Raw genomic sequence first — 22,524 nt, 5'->3', positions numbered from 1 at the left:
CTCGAACTTGTACAGCTCGCCCTCGCCGACGGACGGCGCGAACAGCTCCCAGACGCCGGTGCCGCCGAGCGAACGCATCGGGAAGCCGCCACCGGCCAGTCCGCGTCACCTGAGCGCCGACAGCTCGGTCGGCCGGGGCGACAGGACCCCCGCCCGCCACCGCCAGCCGTACCGTTCCTGCACAACCGCTCCCGCAGTGCGGCCCCAGCCGTTAGCGTGTGGCCGAGTCCTCCGCCACCGGCCGGTTCGCGTCAGCGCGGACGTGGCCCGCGTCGGCGGGGGCCCGTCATATACCGGGGGGCGACGGGGTGGGGGCAACGGGGACGGCCATGCCGGCCGGTCCGGCAGCGGCGCGGGAGCGTCCTGCCGCGTCCGACGCGACGGGCGGTGCGCTGCTCGGGGCGTGCGCCGCCTGGGCGCTGATCACCGCCGGTGTGCACGGCGGCAGCCCGGAGGGTGTGCTCCTCGCGGTCCTCGCCGTGGCGGCGGGTTATGCGGGCGGGCGGATCTCCGGGGCGCTGCTTCCGGTCGCGGCGCCCTGCGCGGGCGCGCTCGCGGGGCTCGGCCTCGCCGTGGCGGCGCCGCGTCTCACGCTCGGTCCGTCCTCTCCCCTGGGCCACACCGGCGCCACGGCCGCCCTGCTGATCCTCTCGGCCGGTGCGGCCTGCTGTGCGGCGTGGGCGGCCCGGACTCCGGTGGCGCGCCTCGTGCTGCGGCTGCTCGCAGCGGGGATCGCCGGTGCCGCGGCGGCGCTCGGTTCACCGGTCGGCTGCGCGGGTTCCGTCGTAGTGCTGCTCTGTTCGCTGGCGGCGGCCCGGTTGCGCGGCAGGACGCTCGGTCTCGCCGGGCTCGCGGTCGCGTCGGTGCTGATCACCGGTGTTTCGCTGGCGGTGGCCGACGACGCGCTGCCGGGCGGTGTGACGGCGCCCGTGGAGAGCGGTCTCGGCCGGCACCGTGTGCTGCTGTGGCAGGACGCGCTGGTCCTTGCGGAGCGGGAGCCTGCCATGGGGGTGGGACCGGGCCGGTTCGGCGAGGTCAGCCCGGTGGCCGCCGAGTACCTCCTGGCGGACGGGAAGCCGCACTCGGCGCCGCTGCAGCAGGCGTCGGAGCAGGGTTTCGTCGGCGTTGGACTGCTCGCGGCGGTGTTCGGCTGGCTGCTGTACGCGCTGTGGCGCTCACCCGGCTCCACCCAGGTCGTGCTCTCGGCGGGCGCGGCCCTGACGGCGCTGACGGCCGTGGCGGCGGTGGGCAACGCGCTGAGCGTGACGACGGTGACGACCGGGGCGGGACTCCTCGCGGGCATCGCGACGGCCAGGCCCCTGCACGAGGAGCCACCGGGAGCCGTCCGTCCGGTCAGCCCGAGTTCCCCATGAGCCGCAGCCGGGCCCGGATGGCGCGCACCGCCGACTCGGCGTCGTCCACCGTCACCGTGAACTTGTGGCCGTCGCCCAGGCTGAGCACCAGGCCCTCGCCCCGCCTGACCACGACGGCGGTGCCCTTCTCGGGCCGCCAGCGGTATCCCCAGCCGCCCCACTGCCGGGGCGTCACGGCGGGCGCGAACTCCGCGCCGACGACATGGGAGAGCGGGATGAGGCGGCGCGGCAGCCCCAGATGGCCGCAGCGCACTTCCAGGTAGTCCTTGTCGACCTTCACGGCCACATGGACGAAGGCGAGCGTCCCGAAGAGCATCAGAAGGCCGACCGCGATGCAGCCCACGACGGACATGACCAGGGGTGCGATGCCCGAGGTCCACATGGAGCCGACCGCGAGCTCGATGCCGAGCGCCAGGCAGGCGGCGCCCGCACAGGCCAGCAGCCACTGGACACGGTTGGTCGCGCGGCCGGTCCAGACCTCGTGCGGGTTGTCGGATGCGGCCCGCTCGTCGTCGTGCTCGTCGGGGGCTGGGTCTTTCATGCCATCGAGACTACTCAGATTCGGCGGTGAAGCCACCGCGTAGCGGAACGTCACCGCCCGCTCGCGCGGGAACCGCCGTGCGTCAGAGCGCGGGGCTGGTCTCCGCGAGCATGCGCCCCTCCGCGTAGGTGAGCGCTGTCCGCGGCAGCTGTTCCTCGCGGCCGCTGAGCAGCACGGTGAGGCCGGGGGCGGGCACCGCGAGATCGGTGGCGGGGTCGGTGCCGGCGCGGGCGCCGATCCTGCGCAGCGCCTGGGCGGCCACCGCACCGGCCGAGCCGTGCAGGACCAGGGGCGGCAGACCCGGCTGCTGTACGGCGGCGCGAATACGCTCGGCGACCAGCTCGTAATGGGTGCAGCCCAGGACGACGGCCCTTACATTGCGCGGGGTGAGGGCCGCGGCGGCGGCGATCGTCTCGTCGATGGCCTTCTCGTCCGCGTACTGCACGGCGTCGGCCAGACCGGGGCAGGGCACCTCGGTGACGTCGATGCCGTGCGCGAATTCCTCGATGAGGCCGCGCTGGTAGGGGCTGCCGGTGGTGGCGGGCGTGGCCCAGATGGCGACGGGTCCGCCGCCCGCGGCCGCGGGCTTGATCGCCGGCACGGTCCCGATCACCGGGATCGCGGGCTCCAGGCGGGCGCGCAGGGTGGGCAGCGCGTGCACGGACGCGGTGTTGCAGGCCACGATCAGGGCGTCAGGACGGTGTGCGGCGGCGGCCTCGGCGACGGCGACGGCCCGCCCGGTGAGGTCCTCCGCGGTGCGGGGCCCCCAGGGCATTCCGTCCGGGTCCGAGGAGAGGACGAGATCGGCGTCGGGTCGCAGGCGACGCACCGCGGCCGCCGCGGCGAGCAGTCCGATGCCGGAGTCCATGAGCGCGATCTTCACCCGGTCACCATAGTCGATGGGCCCCACAGGCCCCTTCCCGTGGGGCAGACTTCGTCGGATGAGCGCCGTTGCGTGGATCGCCGCCGGGTCTCTTGCCGCGTGGCTGTGGCTGTTGGTGGGGCAGGGCTTCTTCTGGCGTACGGACGTGCGTCTGCCGCCGCGCCGGGACCCCGCGCGGTGGCCGTCCGTCTGTGTCGTCGTCCCCGCCCGGGACGAGGCGGCGGTGCTGCCGCTGAGCCTGCCGTCGCTGCTCGCGCAGGACTATCCGGGGCGGGCCGAGGTCTTCCTCGTCGACGACGGCAGTTCCGACGGCACGGGGGAACTGGCCCGCGCGCTGGCCGAGCGGCACGGCGGCCTGCCGCTGACCGTCGGCTCCCCCGGCGAGCCGCCCACGGGCTGGACGGGCAAGCTCTGGGCGGTACGCCATGGCATGGCCCTCGCACGCGCGCGTGACCCCGAGTACCTGCTGCTCACCGACGCGGACATCGCCCACGAGCCGGACAGCCTGCGCCGGTTGGTGGCCGCGGCGGGCCACGGGGGCTTCGACCTCGTCTCCCAGATGGCCAGGTTGCGGGTGGAGAGCGGATGGGAGCGCCTGGTGGTCCCGGCGTTCGTCTACTTCTTCGCGCAGCTCTACCCGTTCCGGTGGATCGCACGGAAGGGCTCGCGGACGGCCGCCGCTGCGGGCGGCTGTGTCCTGTTGCGCACGGACGCCGCCGAGCGCGCCCGGGTCCCCGACGCCATCCGGCACGCGGTGATCGACGACGTGGCGCTCGCGCGGGCGGTGAAGCGCTCCGGCGGTCACATCTGGCTCGGCCTCGCGACACGCGTCGACAGCGTGCGCCCCTATCCGCGCCTCGGCGACCTGTGGCGGATGGTGTCGCGCAGCGCGTACGCACAGCTGCGACACAGCCCCTTGCTGCTCGTCGGGACGGTCGCGGGTCTCGCCGTGGTGTACCTCGCCCCGCCGGTGGCGCTGTCCGCGGGTCTCGCCACGGGGAACGCGGCGGCGGCCGCGGCCGGTGGTCTCGCGTGGCTGGTGATGACGGCGACGTACCTGCCGATGCTGCGCTACTACCGGCAGCCGCCGGCCCTCGCGCTCCTGCTGCCGGGCACCGCTTTCCTCTACCTCCTGATGACGGTGGATTCGGCGGTGCAGCACTACAGGGGACGTGGCGCCGCGTGGAAGGGGCGTACGTACACACGCCCCGACGCCACCGCTCCGGAGCCCTCGCCCGAGCAGCCCTGAGCGGCTACTTCCTGCCGGGCGTCCAGTTCATGCCCCACCCGTAGGCCTGGTCCATGGTGCGCTGCGGGCTCACGCCGCGCTCCGGCACCAGGTAGCGGGCCTCCCGCTGGACGACGAGGTCGCCGCCGTTGTTGGTGAGCAGGGCCAGCGCGCAGACGTTCGAGGCGACCGTGCACTCGTCGAGTGAGAAGTCGACCGGGGCGCCGTGCTGCGGCTGGAGGGTGACCGTGGCGTTGAGGTCGGCGAAGCTCCGCGCGCCTTGGTAGATGGTCACGAAGATGACGATGCGCCGGAAGTCGTCGATGTGGTCGAGGTTGATGGTGAGGTTCTCGCCGGTGGCGACGGCGCCGGTGCGGTCGTCGCCGTCGAGCAGGATGTACGGGGGCTGGTGCAGCGCTCCGAAGGCGTTGCCGAGCGCCTGGACGACTCCCTTGCGGCCGTCGGCGAGTTCGTAGAGGGCGCAGAGGTCGAGGTCGAGGTCGGCGTGCATGGCGACGGCCCTGCCCAGCTTGGCGCCCCAGCCCTTGAACTGCTTGCGCACCTCCCAGTTGAGGTTCACGCGCATGCCGCCCGAGGTGCCGCCCTGCTTCGTCAGGGAGACGGACGGCGCGTCCTTCGTCAGGGTGACCTTGGTCAGGCGCACGGGGGCGGGGGCGGCCGGGGCGGCAGCGGCCGGAGGGGCTGCGGGGGCGGTCGAGGGTGCCGGAGCGGGAGAGGCCACCGGGGTCGGAGAGGCCACTGGAGTGGGAGGCGCGGGTGCCGCCCGCTGCGGCTCGTCCACCGAGATGCCGTAGTCCGTCGCGAGGCCTTCGAGCCCGCTGCCGTAGCCCTGTCCGACGGCGCGGAACTTCCACACGCCCTGGCGCCGGTAGAGCTCGCCGAGGACGAAGGCGGTCTCCACGGTCGCGTCCGTACTGTCGTAGCGCGCGAGTTCGGCGCCGCTCGACGCGTCCAGGACCCGGATATACAGGCCGGGCACCTGGCCGAACGTGCCGCCGTCGGCCGACACGGCGAGCACCACGGTCTCGATGCCGGGCTCCACGCGCGCGAGGTCGACCGTCAGCACATCGCTCACGTCGGCGCCGGAACGCTGCTTGCCCTCGTGGCGCACCGCTCCGGAGGAATGCTCCGGCTGGTTGTAAAAGACGAAGTCCGCGTCCGAGCGCACCTTTCCGGAAGGCGACAACAACAGCGCGGACGCGTCGGCGTCCGGCACTCCGGCTCCGGAACCCCACCCCAATTCGACCCGTACCGCGGGTGCCGGTACGGGAACGTTCGATCCTTTAGGCATTGTCATGTCCGCCCCCATCGCGAGTCGCCGTCCGGCAGGGCCGCCGTTTCCGTTCACGGCCAACCTATTACCCGGGGCGCGGAGAGGCCCCCAACCGCGCCCCCGCGGCCCTGCCTGGCCGACCCTGGGTAACCCGCCAGGAGCTCGGCCTTTACACGATCCGTACGCCGCGCGGCGACCGATTTTCCCACGTTCGCTCACATTGGGGGGCGACGACCACTGTCGACACGTAAAACAACCCTCTTATCGGTCTCCCCAACCAGCACATCAAGGGCTTAACTTATGGAGCATGACCTCCCCCCGCTCCACCTATGGCGGCGGTTACTACTCCGCGCCGTCCTTCCCGGACACCCCGATCTATGACTCCCTCGTCGCAGAGCGGGGCACTCCTCAGATCGCCCCGATCCGGGTTCCTTCCGCGTACGACACGGGTAACCACCTGCCCGCACTGCCGGCCGCGCTGCCCGCGCTGCCCGCCGCCCCTTCCCACCCCAACCAGGCGTACGGCTACCCGCAGGCCCAGCAGCCCGCACCGCTGCAGCAGGCCCCGGCGCCGTACATCCCGCAGCAGGCCGCGGCCCCGCGCGGATACCCGGGCGCCCAGCCCCAGCGCCCTGCGCCCGGTACGGGCTACGAGGCGATGCGCCCGGCGGCCCCCCGCCCGGCGCCCGCGACGTACGAGGATCCGTACAACCGCCCCTACCGCGGGTACTGACCTCACGGCGCGGGGGCACGCTCTGCGTGAAGCCGCCGTCGGGCCCCGGCCCGGCGGCGGCATCCGCATGCCCGCGCGCGGGTGGGGAACCCGGCGCCGGGGCATGGACGTTGAGACGGACGTGGAAGGGGGTGCGGGGCAGTGCGGGCAATCGTCGGCCTCTGGCGGTGGCGGCACAATCCGCTGTGCCGCGGCACCGATCTCGTCGAGGCCTGGCTGGCCCTGGTCGCGCTGGTGTCGATCGTCGTCGCCGTCCCGGTCGTCGGCGTGTGCACCACGAGCCTGGCGCGGGACGCCCTCCTCACCTCGGTGCACCAGCAGCGCGAGGAGCGCCACGCGACCACCGGCACCGTGCTGCGGAAGGTCGAATCGCCCCCGGTCGACCCCGACCCCGAGACCTCCTCGGCACGCGACGCGCGCAGTCGTGTCCTCGCGCGCTGGCAGGCGCCGGACCACACCGACCGTCGCGGTGTCGTCCTGTCCGACCTCAAGTCCCCGCGCCCCGGTGACCGTTTCAGGCTGTGGACCGACGAGGAGGGCCGGGTCGTCGGCCGCCCGCTGGACGGCGCGACCGCGACGACGCACGCGGTGCTCGCCGGATTCGGCGCGGCCACGGCGAGCGTCGGACTCATCGAGGGCACCCGCAGGCTGATCCTCTGGCGCATCGTGCGGGGGCGTCACGCGCGGCTGGACCGGGCGTGGGAGAAGGCGGGCCCCGACTGGGGCCGCACCGGCGCCGGTTCCTGACCCGCCCGCCCCGCCCATCGGGTCAACTCCGCCTGCCCGCGCGCGCTACGGTGGACCGGCCGAACTCCTCGGCCCCTTGCGCACCGCCACGACACGCGGTGACACGGCACAGCCCGCAAGGTCCGGCGCACGAACAAGGTGGGGGCAGAGCAACTCCATGGCACAGGGCACGGTCCAGGTGACGCACACCGGCACGTCGCGGTGGCGGCGCCGCACCGGCGAGTACGCATCGCTCGCCGCTGCCTTGGAGGCCGCGAGCGACGGGGACGTACTGACCGTCGCCGCGGGCACCTACCGCGAGAACCTCGTCGTCCAGCGCGCGGTGACGCTGCGCGGCCCCGAGAGCTCCCCCGGCTCGGTGCGCATCGCGCCGTCCGACGGGGTGCCGCTGACCGTTCGCTCCTCCGCGGTCGTGCAGGACCTGCTCATCGAGGGCCAGGACTCGTCCGCGCCCGCGCTGCTCGTCGAGGACGGTGCCCCCGAGCTCATCGGCATCCGCGTGGTGACGCGGTCGGCGGCCGGCCTGGAGGTGCGCGGCGGCGCGCGTCCGACGGTGCGCCGCTGCACCGTCGACAACCCCGGCGGCATCGGCATCGCGGTGCTCGACGGCGGGGGCGGTGTCTTCGAGGAGTGCGAGATCGTCGCGGCGGGCCAGTCCGGTGTCGCGGTGCGCGGCGGCGCCCACCCCCGCCTGGAGCGCTGCCGGGTGCACCACACCTCGGGCGCGGGCCTCTCGGTGACCGGGGAGCACACGGGGCTTGAGGCCATCGGCTGCGAGGTGTACGAGGTCAAGGGTTCGGGGGTGCAGGTCACCGGGCGGGCCGCGGCGCACCTGACCGACTGCGACGTGCACCGCACCACCTCCGACGGCGTCACCCTCGACACGGACGCCGTCCTCACCCTCGCCGACTGCCGCATCCACGACATCCCGGAGAACGCGATCGACCTGCGGTCGCGCTCCGTGCTCACCCTGACCCGGTCCACGGTGAGCCGGTTCGGCCGCAACGGACTCTCGGTCTGGGACCCGGGCACGCGCGTGGACGCCAACCAGTGCGAGATCCACGACAGCACCGGCGACTACCCTGCGGTCTGGGTCAGCGACGGCGCGACCGCCGTCCTGGAGTCGTGCCGGGTGCACGACGTGCCGGACGCGCTGTTCGTCCTGGACCGCGGCTCACGCACCGACGTCGTCGACAGCGACCTGTCCCAGGTGCGCAATACCGCCGTGTCGGTGAGCGACGGCGCGACCGCGCAGCTCGACGACTGCCGGATCCGCGAGGCCGCCACGGGCGCCTGGTTCCGCGACCACGGCAGCGGCGGCACCCTCGCCAACTGCACCATCGACTCCGTGCAGACGGGCGTGATCGTCACCAAGGGCGCGGACCCCACCATCGAGCGCTGCACGGTCACTTCGCCCGCCGAGGCCGGTTTCTACGTCTCCGCGGGCGGCCGCGGCAGCTTCCACGGCTGCCGGGTCAGTGGCAGCGACGGCTACGGCTTCCATGTCATAGACGGCTGCCGTACGACGCTGAAGAAGTGCCGCACGGAGCGGTGCGCCCGCGGCGGGTTCGAGTTCTCCGAGGAGGGGCCGCTCGTCGAGGAGTGCGCGAGCGACGAGAGCGGTGGCCTGCGCACCCCCGCGCCCGCGGCGCAGCCGACGCCCGCCGTGCAGACGGCCACGCAGACCGTCGGGCTGCTCGGCTCCCTGCCCGCCCAGCAGACGTCGCAGCCGGCCGCACCGGCGCCGGAGAAGGCCGCCCGCGCCTCCAAGGAGGTCCTCGGCGAACTGGACGCGCTGGTCGGCCTGGACAGCGTCAAGCGCGAGGTGCGCGCCCTCACCGACATGATCGAGGTGGGCCGCCGCAGGCAGCTGGCCGGGCTCAAGGCCGCGTCGGTCCGCCGCCATCTGGTCTTCACCGGCTCCCCCGGCACGGGCAAGACGACCGTCGCCCGGCTCTACGGCGAGATCCTCGCCTCGCTCGGCGTCCTGGAGAGCGGCCACCTCGTCGAGGTGTCGCGGGTCGACCTGGTCGGCGAGCACATCGGCTCGACGGCGATCCGCACCCAGGAGGCCTTCGACCGCGCGCGCGGGGGCGTGCTGTTCATCGACGAGGCGTACGCCCTGTCGCCGGAGGACTCCGGGCGCGACTTCGGCCGCGAGGCCATCGACACCCTGGTGAAGCTGATGGAGGACCACCGCGAGGCCGTAGTGGTGATCGTCGCGGGTTACACCGCGGAGATGCAGCGGTTCCTGTCCGTCAACCCGGGTGTGGCGTCCCGCTTCTCACGGACCATCACCTTCAGCGACTACGCCCCCGAGGAGCTGCTGCGGATCGTGGAGCAGCAGGCCGACGAGCACGAGTACCGCCTCGGCACGGGTGCGTCCGAGGCGCTCCTGAAGTACTTCACGGCGCTCCCCAAGGGCCCCGCGTTCGGCAACGGACGTACCGCGCGGCAGACCTTCGAGGCAATGGTGGAGCGGCACGCGGGGCGGGTCGCCCAGCTCGACGAGCCGAGCACGGACGACCTCACCCTGCTCTATCCGGAGGATCTGCCGGAGCTGGTGTGACGCCTTCGGCCGTCGCGGGCCGCGGGGACGGCACGCCGTGCTTGAGGCGGGCGAGGAGCCGCGCCCGCTCCTCGGCGAACGCGGGGTCGGCCTGGTAGTCGCTGTGGCCGAGGATGGGGGCGGGCAGCGGGTGCTCCTCCGTACGGCCGTAGGCGAGGGGGTCCTTGAGGGCAGCGGCGCGGTCGACCTGCGGGCCGCAGTCGCCGTGCAGCTGGATGGGGCCGCCTATGGGGTCGGTGGCGCGGTACAGGTTGCGCCAGCAGTCGACCTCGCGGTGCAGGGAGGAGAGGGCCGCGGGGCCGAAGTGGGCGGGGAACCACCGGCCGTACAGGCGCTCCAGGGGCGAGCCGTAGGTGAGCAGGGCGACGCGCCTGCGGACCGAGGGGCGCAGCTGCCAGGCGGCGGCCGCCGCGAGGACGCTGCCCTGGGAGTGTCCCGAGAGGACGAGGCGGCCTCCCGTGGCGTTGGTGGCGCGCGTCCAGCTGGCCATTCGCCAGGTCAGGTCGGGCACCGCGCGCTCGGCGTAGCACGGGGGCGCGAAGGGGTGGGCCGCGCGCGGCCAGAACGTGCCGACGTCCCAGAGGATGCCGATGGTGCGGCGGGCCGAGGGGTCCTTGTAGGCGCGGCGGCCCCAGGTGATGAACAGTATGAAGCCGAAGCCTATGAGCCAGGAGCCGAGGGCCTGGGAGGTCTCCGCGGCGCCCTCCAGGATGTTCGGGGCGCCCTGCGCGGCCTTCGCCGGCACCTCGTCCGTCACCCAGGCGCCGGTGAGCGCGGCGGCGCCGAGCAGCAGCGTCACGGCGGAGATGATGCCGACGAGGAGGGGCGCGCGGTCGGTGAGGGCGGCACGCGCGCGGGTGCCCGCGATGCGGCGGGTGCGGGTGAGGTCGGTGCGCTCGTCGGGGTAGTCCCGCTCCAGCTCCGCCATCTCGCGGCGCTTGCGCTGCATGGTGCGTACGCCGAACCAGCCGCACAGCACCGCGACGACCACCAGGAGCGGTGGGATCACGGACGCCTGCCAGGTGAGCACGACGGCCGGTCCCGCGATGGAGCCCTGGGTGCCGTCGAGCCAGTCGGACACGCGCTGTGCGCCGCCGCCGGTCATGACGCCGCCGAGCGCGCAGGACAGCATGGCGACGGCGGGTCCTCCGAAGCCTCGGATGGCGGTGCGGGCGTCGGGAGAGGTGCGGTACAGGAGGTGGGCGGCCACCGCGAGGCACAGGACCAGGAGGCCCTGGACGAGCGCGATGCCGCCGAAGGTGGCGTCGCCCGGCAGCCTGCCCGCGGAGCGCCACTCGGGGCGGGACCAGCCCGCGTACAGCAGGACGAGCACGAGGAGGCCGAGCGCGCTCAGCGGCAGCCAGCGCACCAGGGTCCTGTCCAGCTTCCGGTCGAGCCGGTTCTCGGTGCGTCCCCTGCGGCACACGACCCAGACGACGACTCCCCCGCTCACGACGAGGGTCGCGTCGAGCGCCCAGCCGAGGATGTCGAGCAGGGCGGGGCCGCCGGGGCGCCGGTCGTGGCGCGCGGCCGACGTGCCGACCGCCGCGGCGACGGTGAGCAGTCCCGCGGCGGTGTGGGCGGCGCGCAGCCGGGCCACCAGGCGCCGTCCGTACCAGAAGCCGGGCCTGCCGAGCGCGGTCCGGCTGGTCTCCTCCTCCGGGTCGGGCTGCTGGGGCAGTGGCTGCTGGGATTCGTACGCGCTCCAGGTGCGGTGGGACAGGTACCAGAGCAGGCCGGTGAGGGCGGCGGGCAGCAGCGCGGCGACGGCGAGCCGGCGGCCGGGCTGGGACCACCAGCCGCCGTGGCCTGCGGCGTCGGTGGCGAGGAAGCCGAGCCAGGAGCGGTCGTCGGCGCACTTGGGGGTGCCCGCGCACTGCCACGCCGTGAGGTCGAGCGCGAGCTCGCAGGCGGCGGCGACGAGCAGCACGGTGAGGGTGAGGCCGATGAGGCGCACCAGGAGGCCGTAGGTGCGCACGAGCCGTTTGCGGTGGCGGGAGGTGGGGCGCATCCAGTGGGCGAGGTTGACGACCATGAAGGGCAGCAGCAGGAGCCACAGGGCCCGGGAGCCGTTGCCCGACGTCAGGTTGCACCAGACGTACGCCTCGGGCACCGGTTTGCCGCGGTAGTCGTCGGGGCGCCGCTCCGCGTCGGCGTCCTCGGTGCGGCGGAACATGGCCGCCGTGTCGTCGCCGGTGATCCGCACGGTGCGCGGGTCGTCCAGCATGCGTTCCGGTGTGGTTCCCCCGACTCCATGGACCAGGAGTTCCAGGGCGGTCTCGTCCTGCGTGGCTCGCTCCACTGTTCCGCTTCCCCCGAGATGCGCATGGTGAGAGCACAAGGATCTCGGCTCGCGGCCCTGCGCGCACCCCTCGTCACGCAATCTCCTCCTTACCGGTGAGCTTGCGGCCGTGCGCGGGCCGCCGGTCGATGGCCCGGCTGTCGGGCGCGCGTGCGAGGATGAGGCAGCGCTCCGGGCGGGCGCGACGGACGTGACGAGGCAGAAGGGCCGTACCGGGCGTGAGCGACAATCAGAACCTCCTGGCCGAGCAGCGCCGTGCCCTGATCCTCGACGAGGTGCGCCGCCGCGGCGGTGTGCGTGTCAATGAACTCACCCGCAAGCTCGGCGTGTCGGACATGACGGTCCGCCGCGACCTGGACGCGCTGGCCCGCCAGGGCGTGCTGGAGAAGGTGCACGGCGGCGCGGTCCCGGTGGTCGAGGCGAGCACGCACGAGCCGGGGTTCGAGGCCAAGTCGGGCCTGGAGCCGACCGCCAAGGAGGACATCGCGCGGGCCGCGGCGTCGTTGGTGGCGCCCGGCACGGCGATCGCCCTGTCCGGTGGTACGACGACGTTCGCGCTGGCCCACCACCTCCTGGACGTCCCGGACCTGACGGTGGTGACGAACTCGGTGCGGGTGGCGGACGTCTTCCACTCCGCGCAGCGCACCTCCGGGCAGCGGCAGGGCGCGGCGACGGTCGTGCTGACGGGCGGCGTGCGGACCCCGTCGGACTCGCTGGTCGGCCCGGTCGCGGACCAGGCGATCGGGGCGCTCCACTTCGACGTGCTCTTCCTCGGTGTGCACGGCATATCCCTGGAGGCCGGCCTGTCGACGCCGAATCTCGCGGAGGCGGAGACGAACCGGCGCCTGGTGCAGTCGGCGCGGCGCGTGGTGGTGGTCGCGGACCACACCAAGTGGGGCACGGTGGGCCTGAGTTCGTTCGCGACGCTCTCGCAGGTCGACACGCTGGTGACCGACGCGGGGCTGCCCGCGGAGGCGCGTTCGGAGATCTCCGAGCACCTGGACCGGCTGGTGATCACGGGTGAGCGGGTGACGGCCGAAGACGCCGCCGCCATCGCGGACATGGTCAACCCCGAGGCCGCCGAAGACATCTGACGAACCGCCAGCTAAGGTGACGGTGCTCGGTCAACCGTCCGTCTGCTGGGGGGCAGAGTCACATGGCACGCCGACTGAGCCCTGTGGGGCTCGACTTCGTGGATTCCGCTCCGGTGCGTCTGGTCTTCGCGCGTGAGGTGAGCGCGCCTCCGGAGGCGGTCTACCACGCCCTGGCCGAGGACGTGACGGGCTGGCCCCGGTGGTTCACCGCGGTCACCCTGTGCAGGCCGACCGGCGGCGGCACCGGCCGCGAGGTCCGGCTCAAGGGCGGGACGCGCTTCCTGGAGTCGATCCTCGCCGCCGACGGACCGGAGCGGTACACCTACCGCGTCGACGAGACGAACGCGCCGGGGCTGCGCGCCCTGGTCGAGGAGTGGCGCCTCTCCCCGGTCCGGACCGGAGCCACCGGCACCGGCACCGGCACCCGGGTGCGGTGGACCTTCGCCATGGACGGTGCCGCGCCCCTGCGCGGTGCCATGAAGCTCGCCCGGCCGGGCCTCGGGCGGTCGTTCCGCGACGCCGTCACGGCGCTTGACCGGCAGCTCGCCACGGCCGGGGCATAGGCTCCGCACCAGGGGAGGCGGTTACTCGGGCCACGCCCCCGTGGTCAGCAGCGTGTCGATCGCGAGCGCGTACGGTGCGATGTCCAGGCCCTGTTCGGCCAGCCACATGTCCGAGTAGTACTTGTCCAGATAGCGGTCGCCGGGGTCGCAGATCAAGGTCACGACGCTGCCCGTGCGGCCCGCGGCCACCATCTCGGCGACGATCTTCAGAGCACTCCACAGGCCCGTGCCGGTCGAGCCGCCCGCCTTGCGCCCGATGGCCTGTTCCAGGGCGCGCACCGCGGCGACGGACGCCGCGTCCGGCACCTTCATCATGCGGTCGATCGCGCCGGGCACGAAGCTCGGCTCCATGCGGGGCCTGCCGATGCCCTCGATCCGGGAGCCGCAGTCGCTCGTGGCGTCCGGGTCGCTCTTCGTCCAGCCGTCGAAGAAGCAGGAGTTCTCCGGGTCGGCGACGCAGATGCGGGTGTCGTGCTGCATGTAGTGGACGTAGCGCGCGATGGTGGCCGAGGTGCCGCCGGTGCCCGCCGTGGCGACGATCCACGCGGGCTCCGGATAGCGCTCCAGCCTGAGCTGCTGGTAGATCGATTCGGCGATGTTGTTGTTGCCCCGCCAGTCGGTGGCCCGCTCCGCGTAGGTGAACTGGTCCATGTAGTGCCCGCCCGTCTCGACGGCGAGGGCCGCTGACTCCGCGTACATCGTGCGCGGGTCGTCCACGAAGTGGCACCGGCCGCCGTGGAACTCGATCAGTCGGCACTTCTCGGCGCTCGTCGTGCGCGGCATCACCGCGATGAAGGGCACCCCGATCAGCTTCGCGAAGTACGCCTCGGAGACGGCCGTGGACCCGCTGGACGCCTCGATGACCGGGCGGCCCGGCCGGATCCAGCCATTGCACAGGCCGTAGAGGAACAGCGAGCGGGCGAGGCGGTGCTTGAGGCTGCCCGTCGGGTGGGTCGACTCGTCCTTGAGGTACAGGTCGATGCCCCACTGCTCGGGCAGCGGGAAGCGCAGCAGGTGTGTGTCGGCCGACCGATTCGCGTCCGCCTGGACCTTGCGAACGGCTTCTTTGAGCCAGGAACGGTACGTGTCGTCGCTGTGGTCGACGTCGAGCGTCGGCATCGGCCCGTCGGCTCGAAACTGCTGTGGGGTGCTCACGGCGGGGCTCCTTCGCGTCGTGCCGGACGCGATTCGACGCGGCCGTACACCTCGATCTTAAACACCCGCCACACGCTTCTCACCTGCATAAACACACCTTTGAGCACCTCAAAGGCGCAGCTGGCGCAGCCTCGGGGGCAGCGCACGGAGCACGGTTGTGGGCTGCTTCGAAGCGCCTGCTCGACACCCCCATGCGCACTGGTGCTCGACGCCGGGTGCGTGCAGACTTCACCGCACGGGACGCATGTCCCGGCGGGAGCGAACCACCGAAACGCACAAGGGGGCGTAGAGCCATGGCGGAGCCGGAGTTCACGGCTACGGGCGTGCGGATCGGGCGGCGCTTGCGCTCCCTCACGCGTGCCGGTCAGGTCCGTATCGCCGACGGCAGGCTGGAGTTGCTGACCAGCTACGGCACGGAGATCGACAGCGCGCCGCTGCAGGCGGTGCGTACGGGAAAGCCGTGGTTCGCCCCGGAGGACAGGGCTCTCGCCGAAGTGAACGGCACCCGTTATCTGCTCACGCTCGGCGACCACGAACCACGTCCCGGTGAGACCGGGCCGCCGACGGTGCGCAGGTTCATCGAGGCGGTGCGCAGCGCCACGGAACATCAGCGTCCGCGGAGCTGAGCGGGCCCGCCGCAGCATGCGCGAGTTGCACGCCCCCACCCCCTGGGTCACTCTGGTCTCACATCACTCTGGGTTTACCGGCGATGACGCTGCGAACCAGCCCCGCCGGCCACACAGCAGGCGGCAGACCGCGCGGCCCCTGCTGGATCCGATCCGTCGTCTTCTTCCGGACCTCAATTCGGGGAGTCGCAGCCGTGATCAGCCAGCCAAGCAGGCATTGCACGGTAGAGCTCCAGGCCCTGCCGTCGCGGATCCGCCAGGTCCGCAGAATCGTATCTGCGCAGTTGCGCTACTGGCATCTCGATCCCTTGATCGACCAGGCCGCCCTCGGTGTGACGGAGTTGCTCACCAACGTCCATCTGCATGCCGAGGACAAACTGTGCACCGTGGAGATCGAGCTGCTGCTCGACCGGCTCACGGTCTCCGTCCACGACCACGATCCCCGGCTTCCCCAGGTCCATGACGTCGAGTCGCTCGCCACCTGTGGCAGAGGGCTCGCGATGGTCGCCGCGGTGAGCGAGAGCTGGGGCGTCCGTCCGCAGGGCGACGCGGGGAAGGTCGTGTGGTTCACGCTTCCGGCCCCCTCCCCCGCGGTGTCCGTCTCCTCGTATCCCGTGTACGGGGTGGTCGAGAAGACTCCCGCCCGGTCGGCCGTTGCCGGCTGACCGGGCGGTGATCTCCCGCTCGACGTGCGGCAGGCGCCTCACTCGGTGGCGATGGCCCTCAGCACGTCGAGCCGTGCCGCCCGCCGCGCCGGGCGCAGGCCCGCCAAGACGCCCGCGGCCAGGCCCACCAGGGCGACCACCGCGAGCCGCGCCGGCGGCAGGGCGAACGCGAAGGTCGTCGCGGTCGTGCCGTCGGACGCCTTGACGAGCACCCAGCCGAGGAAGCCGCCCAGCGCGAGCCCGCCCGCCGTGCCGAAGGCGGCGACGAGCACCGACTCCCAGCGGACCATGGCCCGCAGCTGGGCCCTGGTCTGGCCGACCGCGCGCAGCAGCCCCAGTTCGCGGGTGCGCTCGTGGATCGCGAGGGTCAGTGTGTTGGCGATGCCGAGCAGCGCGATGAGCACCGCCAGGGCGAGCAGCGCGTAGACGAGGGTGAGCATCATGTCGATGCCGCCCGCGGAGGCCGCCGCGTACTCGGAGCGGGTCCGGACGTCCGGATCGCCGTGGTCCCGCACCGTCTTCGCGATGACGGCCTTGCCTTCGGCGGTGCTCACGCCGTCCTTGAAGGTGACGGACACGACGCTGTCGGCGTCCTGCACGCGGTGCGGCGCCCAGGCCTCGCGGGTGATGACGTAGTCACCGGCGAGCTCGGAGAGGCCGTAGACCACGCGGACCGTGAAGGTCTCCTTCTGGCCGTCGGCGAAGGCCAGTTGGACCCGCGAACCGACCTTCAGTCCTTGCCTCTCCGCCTCGGGCCGGGTGATCGCGATGCCGTCGTCGCCGAGCGCGCCCAGCGAGCCCTCGACCTTCCCGAGGTCGTAGGAGGCGGCGAAGGGCTCCGGGTCGGTGACGGTGAGCGCGCGGCCCCTCCCCGTCGACCTCCGCGGCTCCCCTGCCGAGGCCCACGGCGGTCTCGACCTCCGGGCGCTCGGCGAGCGCGGGCGCGAGCTTCGGGCTCAGACCGCTGTCACCGCCGCCGAAGCCGGGGGTGCTGACCGCGACGTCACCGGCGAAGGAGCGGTTCACGGTCTGGTCCATCGTGGCCTTCAGCGAGGCGCCGAAGACCGTGAAGAGGGAGACGACGGCGACGCCGATCATCAGCGCGCTCGCGGTGGCCGCGGTCCGCTGCGGACTGCGCAGGGCGTTGCGCCGGGCCAGGCCGCCGGTGACGCCGCGCAGCCGGTCCAGGGGCCCGCCGAGAATACGGACGGCTCGCGAGGAGGCGACCGGGCCGAGCACCACGAAGGCGACGAGGGCCAGCGCCGCACCGGCCCCGGCGAGCCAGACCGAGGGGCTGACCAGGACGCCGGTCAGGGCGAGCCCCACAGCGGCCACCGCGAGGCCCGCGCCCACGACGGCGCGGCGGCGTGAGGCGCCCGAGTGGTCGACGGCGGTCTCGCGCAGCGCCGCGAGCGGGGCGGTACGCCCGGCCCGCACGGCGGGCAGGACCGCGGAGCCCAGGCAGACCACGACACCGACGGCGAACGGCAGCAGCATGGACAGCCCGCTGATCACCAACTCGCCTTCGGGGAACGGGAACCCGATGGCGGGGAACAGCGCCTGCAGCCCGGCCGCGATCCCGATGCCGCCCGCGAGGCCCGCGGCCGACGCGACCACGGCGACGGCGGCCGCCTCGACGAGGGTGGCGGCGGTGACCTGGCGGCGCGAGGCGCCGAGCGCGCGCAGGAGGGCGTTCTCGCGGGTGCGCTGGGCGACGACGATGGCGAAGGTGTTGTGGATGCTGAAGGTGGCGACCAGCAGCGCCACGCCGGAGAAGACCAGCAGGAAGCCGGTGAAGAGGTCGAGGAACTGGCCCGAGATGTCGTCGGTGTTCTCCGCGGCCGACGCCTCGCCCGTGATGGCCTCAACTCCGGGCGGGAGCACGGGTGTCAGCGCGTCGACGAGCTCCTGTTCGCTCACGCCGGGGCCGGCCCGCACCCGGATGGTGGAGGCCTCGCCGGGCTTCGGCATGAGGTACTTCTCGGCGTCGGCCCGCGTCATGCCGGTGAACGTGGTCTGCGCCATGCCGTCCTCGCCGCCGAAGGTCGCGAGACCCACGATCTTCACCTCGACGGGGTCGGGGGTGCGCAGCGTCGTCGTGTCGCCGATCTCCAGGTCCCCGGTCTCGGCGGCGCCGCGGTTGACGACGACCTCGCCGGACTTCGCGGGGGCGCGGCCTTCGGCGAGCCGGTACGCGTTCAGCTCCTCGTCGTCGATCCAGTTGCCCGCGAGGGTGGGCGGGCCCTGGCCGCCGATGGGCTCGCCGTCCTTGCCGAGGAGCTGGCCGGCGCCCTCGATGCTGGGCGCGGCGGCGGCCACCTGCCCCGTCTTCTCGCTCTTACCGCTCTTACCGCTCTTACCGCTCTTACCGCTCTTACCGCTCTTACCGATCCTCTCGATCTTCTCGACGAGGTCGGTCCCGACGGGCTGGCGGGTGCCCTGACTGTCGTCGGGTGTGGTGATGCCGGCGGCGCTGCGGACGACGGCGTCGGTGCCGCTGGTGGCGTTGCCGAACATCGTGTCGAAGCTGGCGCGCAGGGTGTCGCCCATGACGAGCGTGCCCGCCAGGAAGGCGACGCCGAGCATGACGGCGAGGAACGTACCGGCGAAGCGGCGTTTGTGGCCGCGCAGCGATGACATGCTGATGCGTGCGGTGCCGCTCAGGGACCTCCAACGACTGCGGGGGCTTGGGGAGTTCGGGGCGTCCGGGGAGTTGAGGGAGCTCATGATGCCGGGCCCTTCGTGTGGGCGCCCGGCGCGGGACCCGTGGGCGGCTTCGTGTCGAACGCCTTCAGGCGGTCCAGGACCTTGTCCGCGGTCGGCCCCGCCATCCGGTCCACGAGACGCCCGTCGGCGAGAAAGACGACCTCGTCGGCGTGGGCGGCGGCCACCGGGTCGTGGGTGACCATGACGACGGTGCGGCCCATCCGGCGCACCGCGTCACCGAGCAGGTTCAGCACCTCTTCACCGGAGCGCGAGTCGAGGTTGCCGGTCGGCTCGTCGGCGAAGACGACGTCGGGGCGACCGGCGAACGCCCGTGCCACGGCGACCCGTTGCTGCTGTCCGCCCGAGAGTTCGGCGGGCCGGTGGTGCAGCCGGTCGCGCAGCCCGACGACGTCGACGAGGGCATCCGTCCACTCGCGGCCGCCGTCGATGCCCGCGAGATCCATGGGCAGGGTGATGTTCTCGGCGACGGTCAGCGTCGGAACCAGGTTGAAGGCCTGGAAGACGAAGCCGACACGGTCCCGGCGCAGCAGCGTCAGACGCCGGTCGTCCAGCTTCCCCAGCTCCGTGTCGCCGATGAAGGCGGCGCCCGAGGTGAGCGTGTCCAGGCCTGCCGCGCAGTGCATCAGCGTGGACTTGCCCGAGCCGGACGGGCCCATGATCGCGGTGAACCGCCCGGCCGGAAAGGTGACACTCACCCCGTCCAGGGCGCGCACGGCGGTGCCGCCGCTGCCGTAGACCTTCACGGCGTCGGCGACGCGGGCGGCGCCGGTGCTGACGTCTGTACCGGTGTCTGTGTCTGTACCGGTACCGGTACCGGTACTGGTGTCGGTGTCGGTGTCGGCGTCGGCGTCGGCGTCGGCGTCGGCGTCGGCAGGGTGGGCGGTCCTGCCCCTCGCCGCGCTCATGCCGCACCACCCTTGGACGTACGGCCGAACTCCTCGTTGAGGACGGTCAGCCTGCGCCAGTACTCGTCCTCGTCGATCTCCCCCGCGGCGAAGCGGCGGCCGAGCACCGCGATGGGCGAGTCCGCGTCGATGCCGACGGGAGCACCCGAGGCCCGGAGCGGCCCGCGACGGCCGCGCCACACGGTGCGCCGGAGCAGGGTGACGGCGCCGACCACGACGGCCGCCCAGATCAGCGGGAAAAAGAGGATCCACGGGCCGGGCCCGCCGTCCCAGTGCGCCAGGGTCTGCATCTGAAGTCATCTCCTACGAAGCGGTTTCCGTGCTGCCTGATGCCTCCAAACTCGCTCCCGAAGTGCCCTGACGTCGTCGTACGGCCAGCGGCACCACGCGTACCACCCGGGGAGTACGTGCGACATGCGCCCCTGCTTCCCCCGCCGATGGATCTCTGTACCTACTAGTATGTACAGTGGGCGCATGAGCACTCCGGAGCGTCTGATCGAGTCCACCCGCGAGCTGCTGTGGGAGCGGGGGTACGTGGGCACGAGCCCCAAAGCCATCCAGCAGCACGCGGGCGCCGGGCAGGGCAGCATGTACCACCATTTCGCGGGGAAGCCCGACCTCGCGCTCGCCGCGATCCGGCGCACCGCCGAGGAGATGCGGGCCACCGCCGAGGCCGTCCTGAGCGGCGACGGGCCGGCGTACACGCGCATCGAGGCCTATCTGCTGCGCGAGCGCGACGTGTTGAAGGGCTGCCCGGTCGGCCGTCTCACGATGGATCCGGACGTCATCGCGAGCGACGAGCTGCGCGCGCCCGTCACCGAGACGCTCGACTGGCTGCGCGAGCGGCTCGACGGAATCGTCGAAGAGGGCCTCGCCCGGGGCGAGTTCACGGCCGCGCTCGATCCGCGGGACACCGCGTCGGCGATCGTCGCGACAGTGCAGGGCGGCTATGTCCTGGCCCGCTCGTCGGCTTCGCCTGCCGCCTTCGACGCGGCGGTACGCGGCCTGCTCGCCCTGCTCGCGGCCTCCCGCACACCCACCGCGCCCGCCGCCACCGCGTCCACCGGCAGCGCTTCTCCCACCACCACCGCGTAAGGATGCCTGCGTTGCACATCACCCGGAACCGGCCCGACAGCGTGCGCGGGGCCGCCGAACACTTCACCGGAACCGTCTGGCTCGACGAGCTCGCCGCGCCCGAACCCCCTTCCCGGCTGCGCATGTTCAGCGTCCACTTCGCACCGGGCGCCCACACGGCCTGGCACCGCCACCCCCACGGCCAGGTCCTGCACGTCACCGAGGGCGAGGGGCTCGTGCAGCGCGAGGGAGGCCCGGTCGAACCGATCCGGGCCGGTGACACCGTCTGGATCGAGCCCGGCGAAGCGCACTGGCACGGCGCGGGACCGCGCACGTTCATGACGCATCTCGCCGTGGTCGAGGCGGCGGCCGACGGGACCACCGCCGACTGGGGAGCCCTGGTCGGAGCCGACACCTACCCCAACTGAGCCTGCCACCACGGGAGTACACCACCATGCACGCGATGCAGTACGAGCTCACCCTGCCCGCCGACTACGACATGGACGTCATTCGCCACCGCGTCGCCTCGAAGGGCCACCTCCTCGATACGTTTCCCGGACTCGGGTTCAAGGCGTATCTGATGCGCGAGCGCGGCAAGGACGGCTCGCCCGTCAACCAGTACGCGCCGTTCTACCTCTGGAACACCGCCGAGGGCATGAACTCCTTCCTCTGGGGGCCCGGGTTCCAAGGACTCGTCGATGATTTCGGGCGACCGGTGGTGCAGAACTGGACCGTCCTCGCGTACGAGGAGGGCGGCGCAACCGGAACCGCACCCGCCGAAGCCGTACCCTCCGAAGCTGCACCCTCCGAAGCCGCACCCTCCGAAGCCGCACCCAGGTTCGCCGTCCGTCGTCACCAGCGGATACCCGCGTCGGCCCGGCTGCCGGAGCTGGCGGGCGAACTCGCCGCCGAAGCGCGGCGGACGGTACGCCAGGACGGCGCATCGAGCGCGCTGGCCGCCGTCGACCCGCGCACCTGGGAGGCCGTGCACTTCTCGCTCTGGGAGCACGAGGCGCCGGACGGTCTCGGCGACGTCTTCCAGGTGCTGCACCTCTCGGCGCCCGAGCGGGAGAAGCTGCCGCGCGGGCGGCAGTGGTGAAAGAGAAGCAGACGGTCCGGAGGGTTCGTACCGTCCTCGGAGACATCGACCCGGCCGGCCTCGGTGCCTGCGACGCCCACGACCACCTCTTCCTGCGCAGTCCCCAACTGCCGGGCCAGGAACTGGACTCGGCGGACGCCGCGGCCGCCGAGCGGGCGGCGTTCCGCGCGGCGGGCGGGCGGAGCGTCGTGCAGTGGACTCCTCACGGGATGGGGCGGTGCGCCGGACGGCTGACCGAGCTGTCCAGGGCGACAGGCGTGCACCTCGTCGCCGCGACGGGGCTCCACCAAGCGGCGCACTACACCCCGGAGTTCCTCGACCGCTTCCGCGCGGGCGGGCTGACGGACCTCTTCATACGTGAACTGACCGAGGGCATCGGGGAGTCCGGCGTGCGAGCCGGGCTGATCAAGGTGGCGGGCGGTTTCCACGGTCTGGACGGCCATGCGCGCCGGACGATGGCGGCCGCGGCTGAGGCACACCACGCGACGGGTGCGCCGATCGCCGTCCATCTGGAGCTGGGCACCGGCGCACTGGACGTACTCGACCTGCTCTGCGGCGCGTTGGCCGTGCCGCCGCACCGGGTGATCCTCGGCCACCTCAACCGCGCCCCCGACCTCACCGGCCAGCTGCAGGCCGCCGAGTCGGGCGCCCATCTGGCGTTCGACGGCCCGTCGCGGTCCCATCACGCCACGGACTGGCGTATGCCGGACGCCGTGCGCTCCTTGGCGGAAGCGGGTTTCGGTGACCGGCTCCTCCTGGGCGGCGACACGACGACCGCGGCGGCACAGTCGGTCGACGGAGGGCCCGGCATGCCGTATCTGCTGCGCAGGGTGCGGCCCCGGCTGGCACTCGCGGTCGGCGACGAGCTGGTGGAGCGGATTCTGACGGTGAATCCGGGGCGCGCTTTCGGGGTGGAGTGGGCGTAGGACCTGCCACCAGACATGTA

At 72.9% G+C, this 22,524-nt stretch carries 20 protein-coding genes and 1 pseudogene; 13 read left to right on the top strand and 8 right to left on the bottom strand.

The features are described 5' to 3' along the window. The first annotated feature begins 329 nt into the window (after positions 1-329). On the top strand, positions 330-1,373 hold the full coding sequence (locus AB0H82_RS29275; RefSeq protein WP_362997942.1) for an O-antigen ligase family protein: 1,044 nt from the start codon (positions 330-332) through the stop codon (positions 1,371-1,373). Here AB0H82_RS29275 and AB0H82_RS29270 read toward each other — a convergent pair. Together AB0H82_RS29270 and AB0H82_RS29265 are read right to left on the bottom strand one after the other, a co-directional pair. Beyond that, positions 1,354-1,914: a hypothetical protein gene (locus AB0H82_RS29270; protein WP_362997940.1), complete on the bottom strand. Its 561-nt coding sequence runs from the start codon at positions 1,912-1,914 to the stop codon at positions 1,354-1,356. The genes AB0H82_RS29275 and AB0H82_RS29270 overlap by 20 nt on opposite strands. Before the next feature lie 82 nt (positions 1,915-1,996). After that, on the bottom strand, positions 1,997-2,797 hold the full coding sequence (locus AB0H82_RS29265; protein ID WP_362997938.1) for an aspartate/glutamate racemase family protein: 801 nt from the start codon (positions 2,795-2,797) through the stop codon (positions 1,997-1,999). Between the two features lie 58 nt (positions 2,798-2,855). Between AB0H82_RS29265 and AB0H82_RS29260 the strand changes: the two genes are divergently transcribed. After that, on the top strand, positions 2,856-4,046 hold the full coding sequence (locus tag AB0H82_RS29260) for a glycosyltransferase (RefSeq protein ID WP_362997936.1): 1,191 nt from the start codon (positions 2,856-2,858) through the stop codon (positions 4,044-4,046). Positions 4,047-4,050: 4 nt separating this feature from the next. Here the strand turns inward: AB0H82_RS29260 and AB0H82_RS29255 are convergent, their stop codons facing one another. Then, positions 4,051-5,343, bottom strand: a complete 1,293-nt coding sequence (locus AB0H82_RS29255) for a TerD family protein (RefSeq protein WP_362997935.1) — start codon at positions 5,341-5,343, stop codon at positions 4,051-4,053. A gap of 283 nt (positions 5,344-5,626) precedes the next feature. Here AB0H82_RS29255 and AB0H82_RS29250 point away from each other — a divergent pair, with 283 nt between their 5' ends. The 3 genes from AB0H82_RS29250 to AB0H82_RS29240 all read left to right on the top strand — a co-directional run bounded on the left by AB0H82_RS29250 (position 5,627) and on the right by AB0H82_RS29240 (position 9,368). Continuing rightward, positions 5,627-6,052 carry a DUF6643 family protein gene (locus AB0H82_RS29250; RefSeq protein ID WP_362997933.1) on the top strand — a complete coding sequence of 142 codons (426 nt, stop codon included), beginning with the start codon at positions 5,627-5,629 and terminating at the stop codon, positions 6,050-6,052. Positions 6,053-6,193: 141 nt separating this feature from the next. Next, positions 6,194-6,799, top strand: coding sequence for a hypothetical protein (locus tag AB0H82_RS29245; RefSeq protein ID WP_362997931.1), 606 nt, complete (start codon positions 6,194-6,196; stop codon positions 6,797-6,799). Positions 6,800-6,956: 157 nt separating this feature from the next. Beyond that, entirely contained in the window at positions 6,957-9,368 is a 2,412-nt protein-coding gene (locus tag AB0H82_RS29240) for a right-handed parallel beta-helix repeat-containing protein (protein ID WP_362997929.1), read from the top strand. Here AB0H82_RS29240 and AB0H82_RS29235 read toward each other — a convergent pair. After that, positions 9,328-11,595 (bottom strand): hypothetical protein, encoded by a 2,268-nt coding sequence (locus tag AB0H82_RS29235; RefSeq protein WP_362997947.1) that lies wholly within the window; start codon positions 11,593-11,595, stop codon positions 9,328-9,330. The genes AB0H82_RS29240 and AB0H82_RS29235 overlap by 41 nt on opposite strands. Positions 11,596-11,888: 293 nt before the next feature. On the opposite strand from AB0H82_RS29235, the gene AB0H82_RS29230 reads away from it, so the two are divergent. Both AB0H82_RS29230 and AB0H82_RS29225 read left to right on the top strand, forming a co-directional pair. After that, positions 11,889-12,764 (top strand): DeoR/GlpR family DNA-binding transcription regulator, encoded by an 876-nt coding sequence (locus AB0H82_RS29230; RefSeq protein WP_362997927.1) that lies wholly within the window; start codon positions 11,889-11,891, stop codon positions 12,762-12,764. A 62-nt stretch (positions 12,765-12,826) separates the two neighbouring features. Next, complete coding sequence (locus tag AB0H82_RS29225; protein WP_362997925.1) at positions 12,827-13,327, top strand: SRPBCC family protein; 501 nt, start codon at positions 12,827-12,829, stop codon at positions 13,325-13,327. Between the two features lie 21 nt (positions 13,328-13,348). Here AB0H82_RS29225 and AB0H82_RS29220 read toward each other — a convergent pair whose 3' ends face one another. Next, the gene (locus AB0H82_RS29220; protein ID WP_362997945.1) at positions 13,349-14,446 is read right to left on the bottom strand and encodes a PLP-dependent cysteine synthase family protein; all 1,098 of its coding nucleotides are present in this window, start codon (positions 14,444-14,446) and stop codon (positions 13,349-13,351) included. A 329-nt stretch (positions 14,447-14,775) separates the two neighbouring features. Here AB0H82_RS29220 and AB0H82_RS29215 point away from each other — a divergent pair, with 329 nt between their 5' ends. Both AB0H82_RS29215 and AB0H82_RS29210 read left to right on the top strand, forming a co-directional pair. Continuing rightward, on the top strand, positions 14,776-15,108 hold the full coding sequence (locus AB0H82_RS29215; RefSeq protein ID WP_362997923.1) for a hypothetical protein: 333 nt from the start codon (positions 14,776-14,778) through the stop codon (positions 15,106-15,108). Between the two features lie 194 nt (positions 15,109-15,302). Continuing rightward, positions 15,303-15,773 (top strand): ATP-binding protein, encoded by a 471-nt coding sequence (locus AB0H82_RS29210; protein WP_362997921.1) that lies wholly within the window; start codon positions 15,303-15,305, stop codon positions 15,771-15,773. A gap of 38 nt (positions 15,774-15,811) precedes the next feature. Here the strand turns inward: AB0H82_RS29210 and AB0H82_RS29205 are convergent. The 3 genes and pseudogenes from AB0H82_RS29205 to AB0H82_RS29195 all read right to left on the bottom strand — a co-directional run bounded on the left by AB0H82_RS29205 (position 15,812) and on the right by AB0H82_RS29195 (position 19,695). Continuing rightward, a pseudogene (locus AB0H82_RS29205) lies at positions 15,812-18,437 on the bottom strand (ABC transporter permease). Positions 18,438-18,496: 59 nt separating this feature from the next. Continuing rightward, a complete protein-coding gene (locus tag AB0H82_RS29200) occupies positions 18,497-19,405 on the bottom strand; it encodes an ABC transporter ATP-binding protein (RefSeq protein WP_362997919.1) in 909 nt (302 codons plus the stop codon). After that, positions 19,402-19,695 (bottom strand): SHOCT domain-containing protein, encoded by a 294-nt coding sequence (locus tag AB0H82_RS29195; RefSeq protein ID WP_362997917.1) that lies wholly within the window; start codon positions 19,693-19,695, stop codon positions 19,402-19,404. The genes AB0H82_RS29200 and AB0H82_RS29195 overlap by 4 nt, the downstream gene beginning before the upstream one ends. Positions 19,696-19,864: 169 nt before the next feature. Between AB0H82_RS29195 and AB0H82_RS29190 the strand changes: the two genes are divergently transcribed. The 4 genes from AB0H82_RS29190 to AB0H82_RS29175 are packed head-to-tail and all read left to right on the top strand — an operon-like array spanning position 19,865 to position 22,504. Continuing rightward, positions 19,865-20,500, top strand: a complete 636-nt coding sequence (locus tag AB0H82_RS29190; protein WP_362997915.1) for a TetR/AcrR family transcriptional regulator — start codon at positions 19,865-19,867, stop codon at positions 20,498-20,500. Between the two features lie 11 nt (positions 20,501-20,511). Further along, entirely contained in the window at positions 20,512-20,907 is a 396-nt protein-coding gene (locus AB0H82_RS29185; RefSeq protein ID WP_362997913.1) for a cupin domain-containing protein, read from the top strand. 26 nt (positions 20,908-20,933) lie between these two features. Then, complete coding sequence (locus AB0H82_RS29180; protein ID WP_362997911.1) at positions 20,934-21,578, top strand: DUF4865 family protein; 645 nt, start codon at positions 20,934-20,936, stop codon at positions 21,576-21,578. Next, the gene (locus AB0H82_RS29175; protein WP_362997909.1) at positions 21,575-22,504 is read left to right on the top strand and encodes a phosphotriesterase; all 930 of its coding nucleotides are present in this window, start codon (positions 21,575-21,577) and stop codon (positions 22,502-22,504) included. Before AB0H82_RS29180 ends, AB0H82_RS29175 begins: the two co-directional genes overlap by 4 nt. Positions 22,505-22,524: the final 20 nt, after the last annotated feature.

It is taken from the genome of Streptomyces sp. NPDC050732, from assembly GCF_040654255.1.
Lineage (GTDB): Bacteria > Actinomycetota > Actinomycetes > Streptomycetales > Streptomycetaceae > Streptomyces.
Note: the sequence above shows the minus strand (reverse complement) of the source record. Positions and strands in the feature narration are given on the sequence as shown.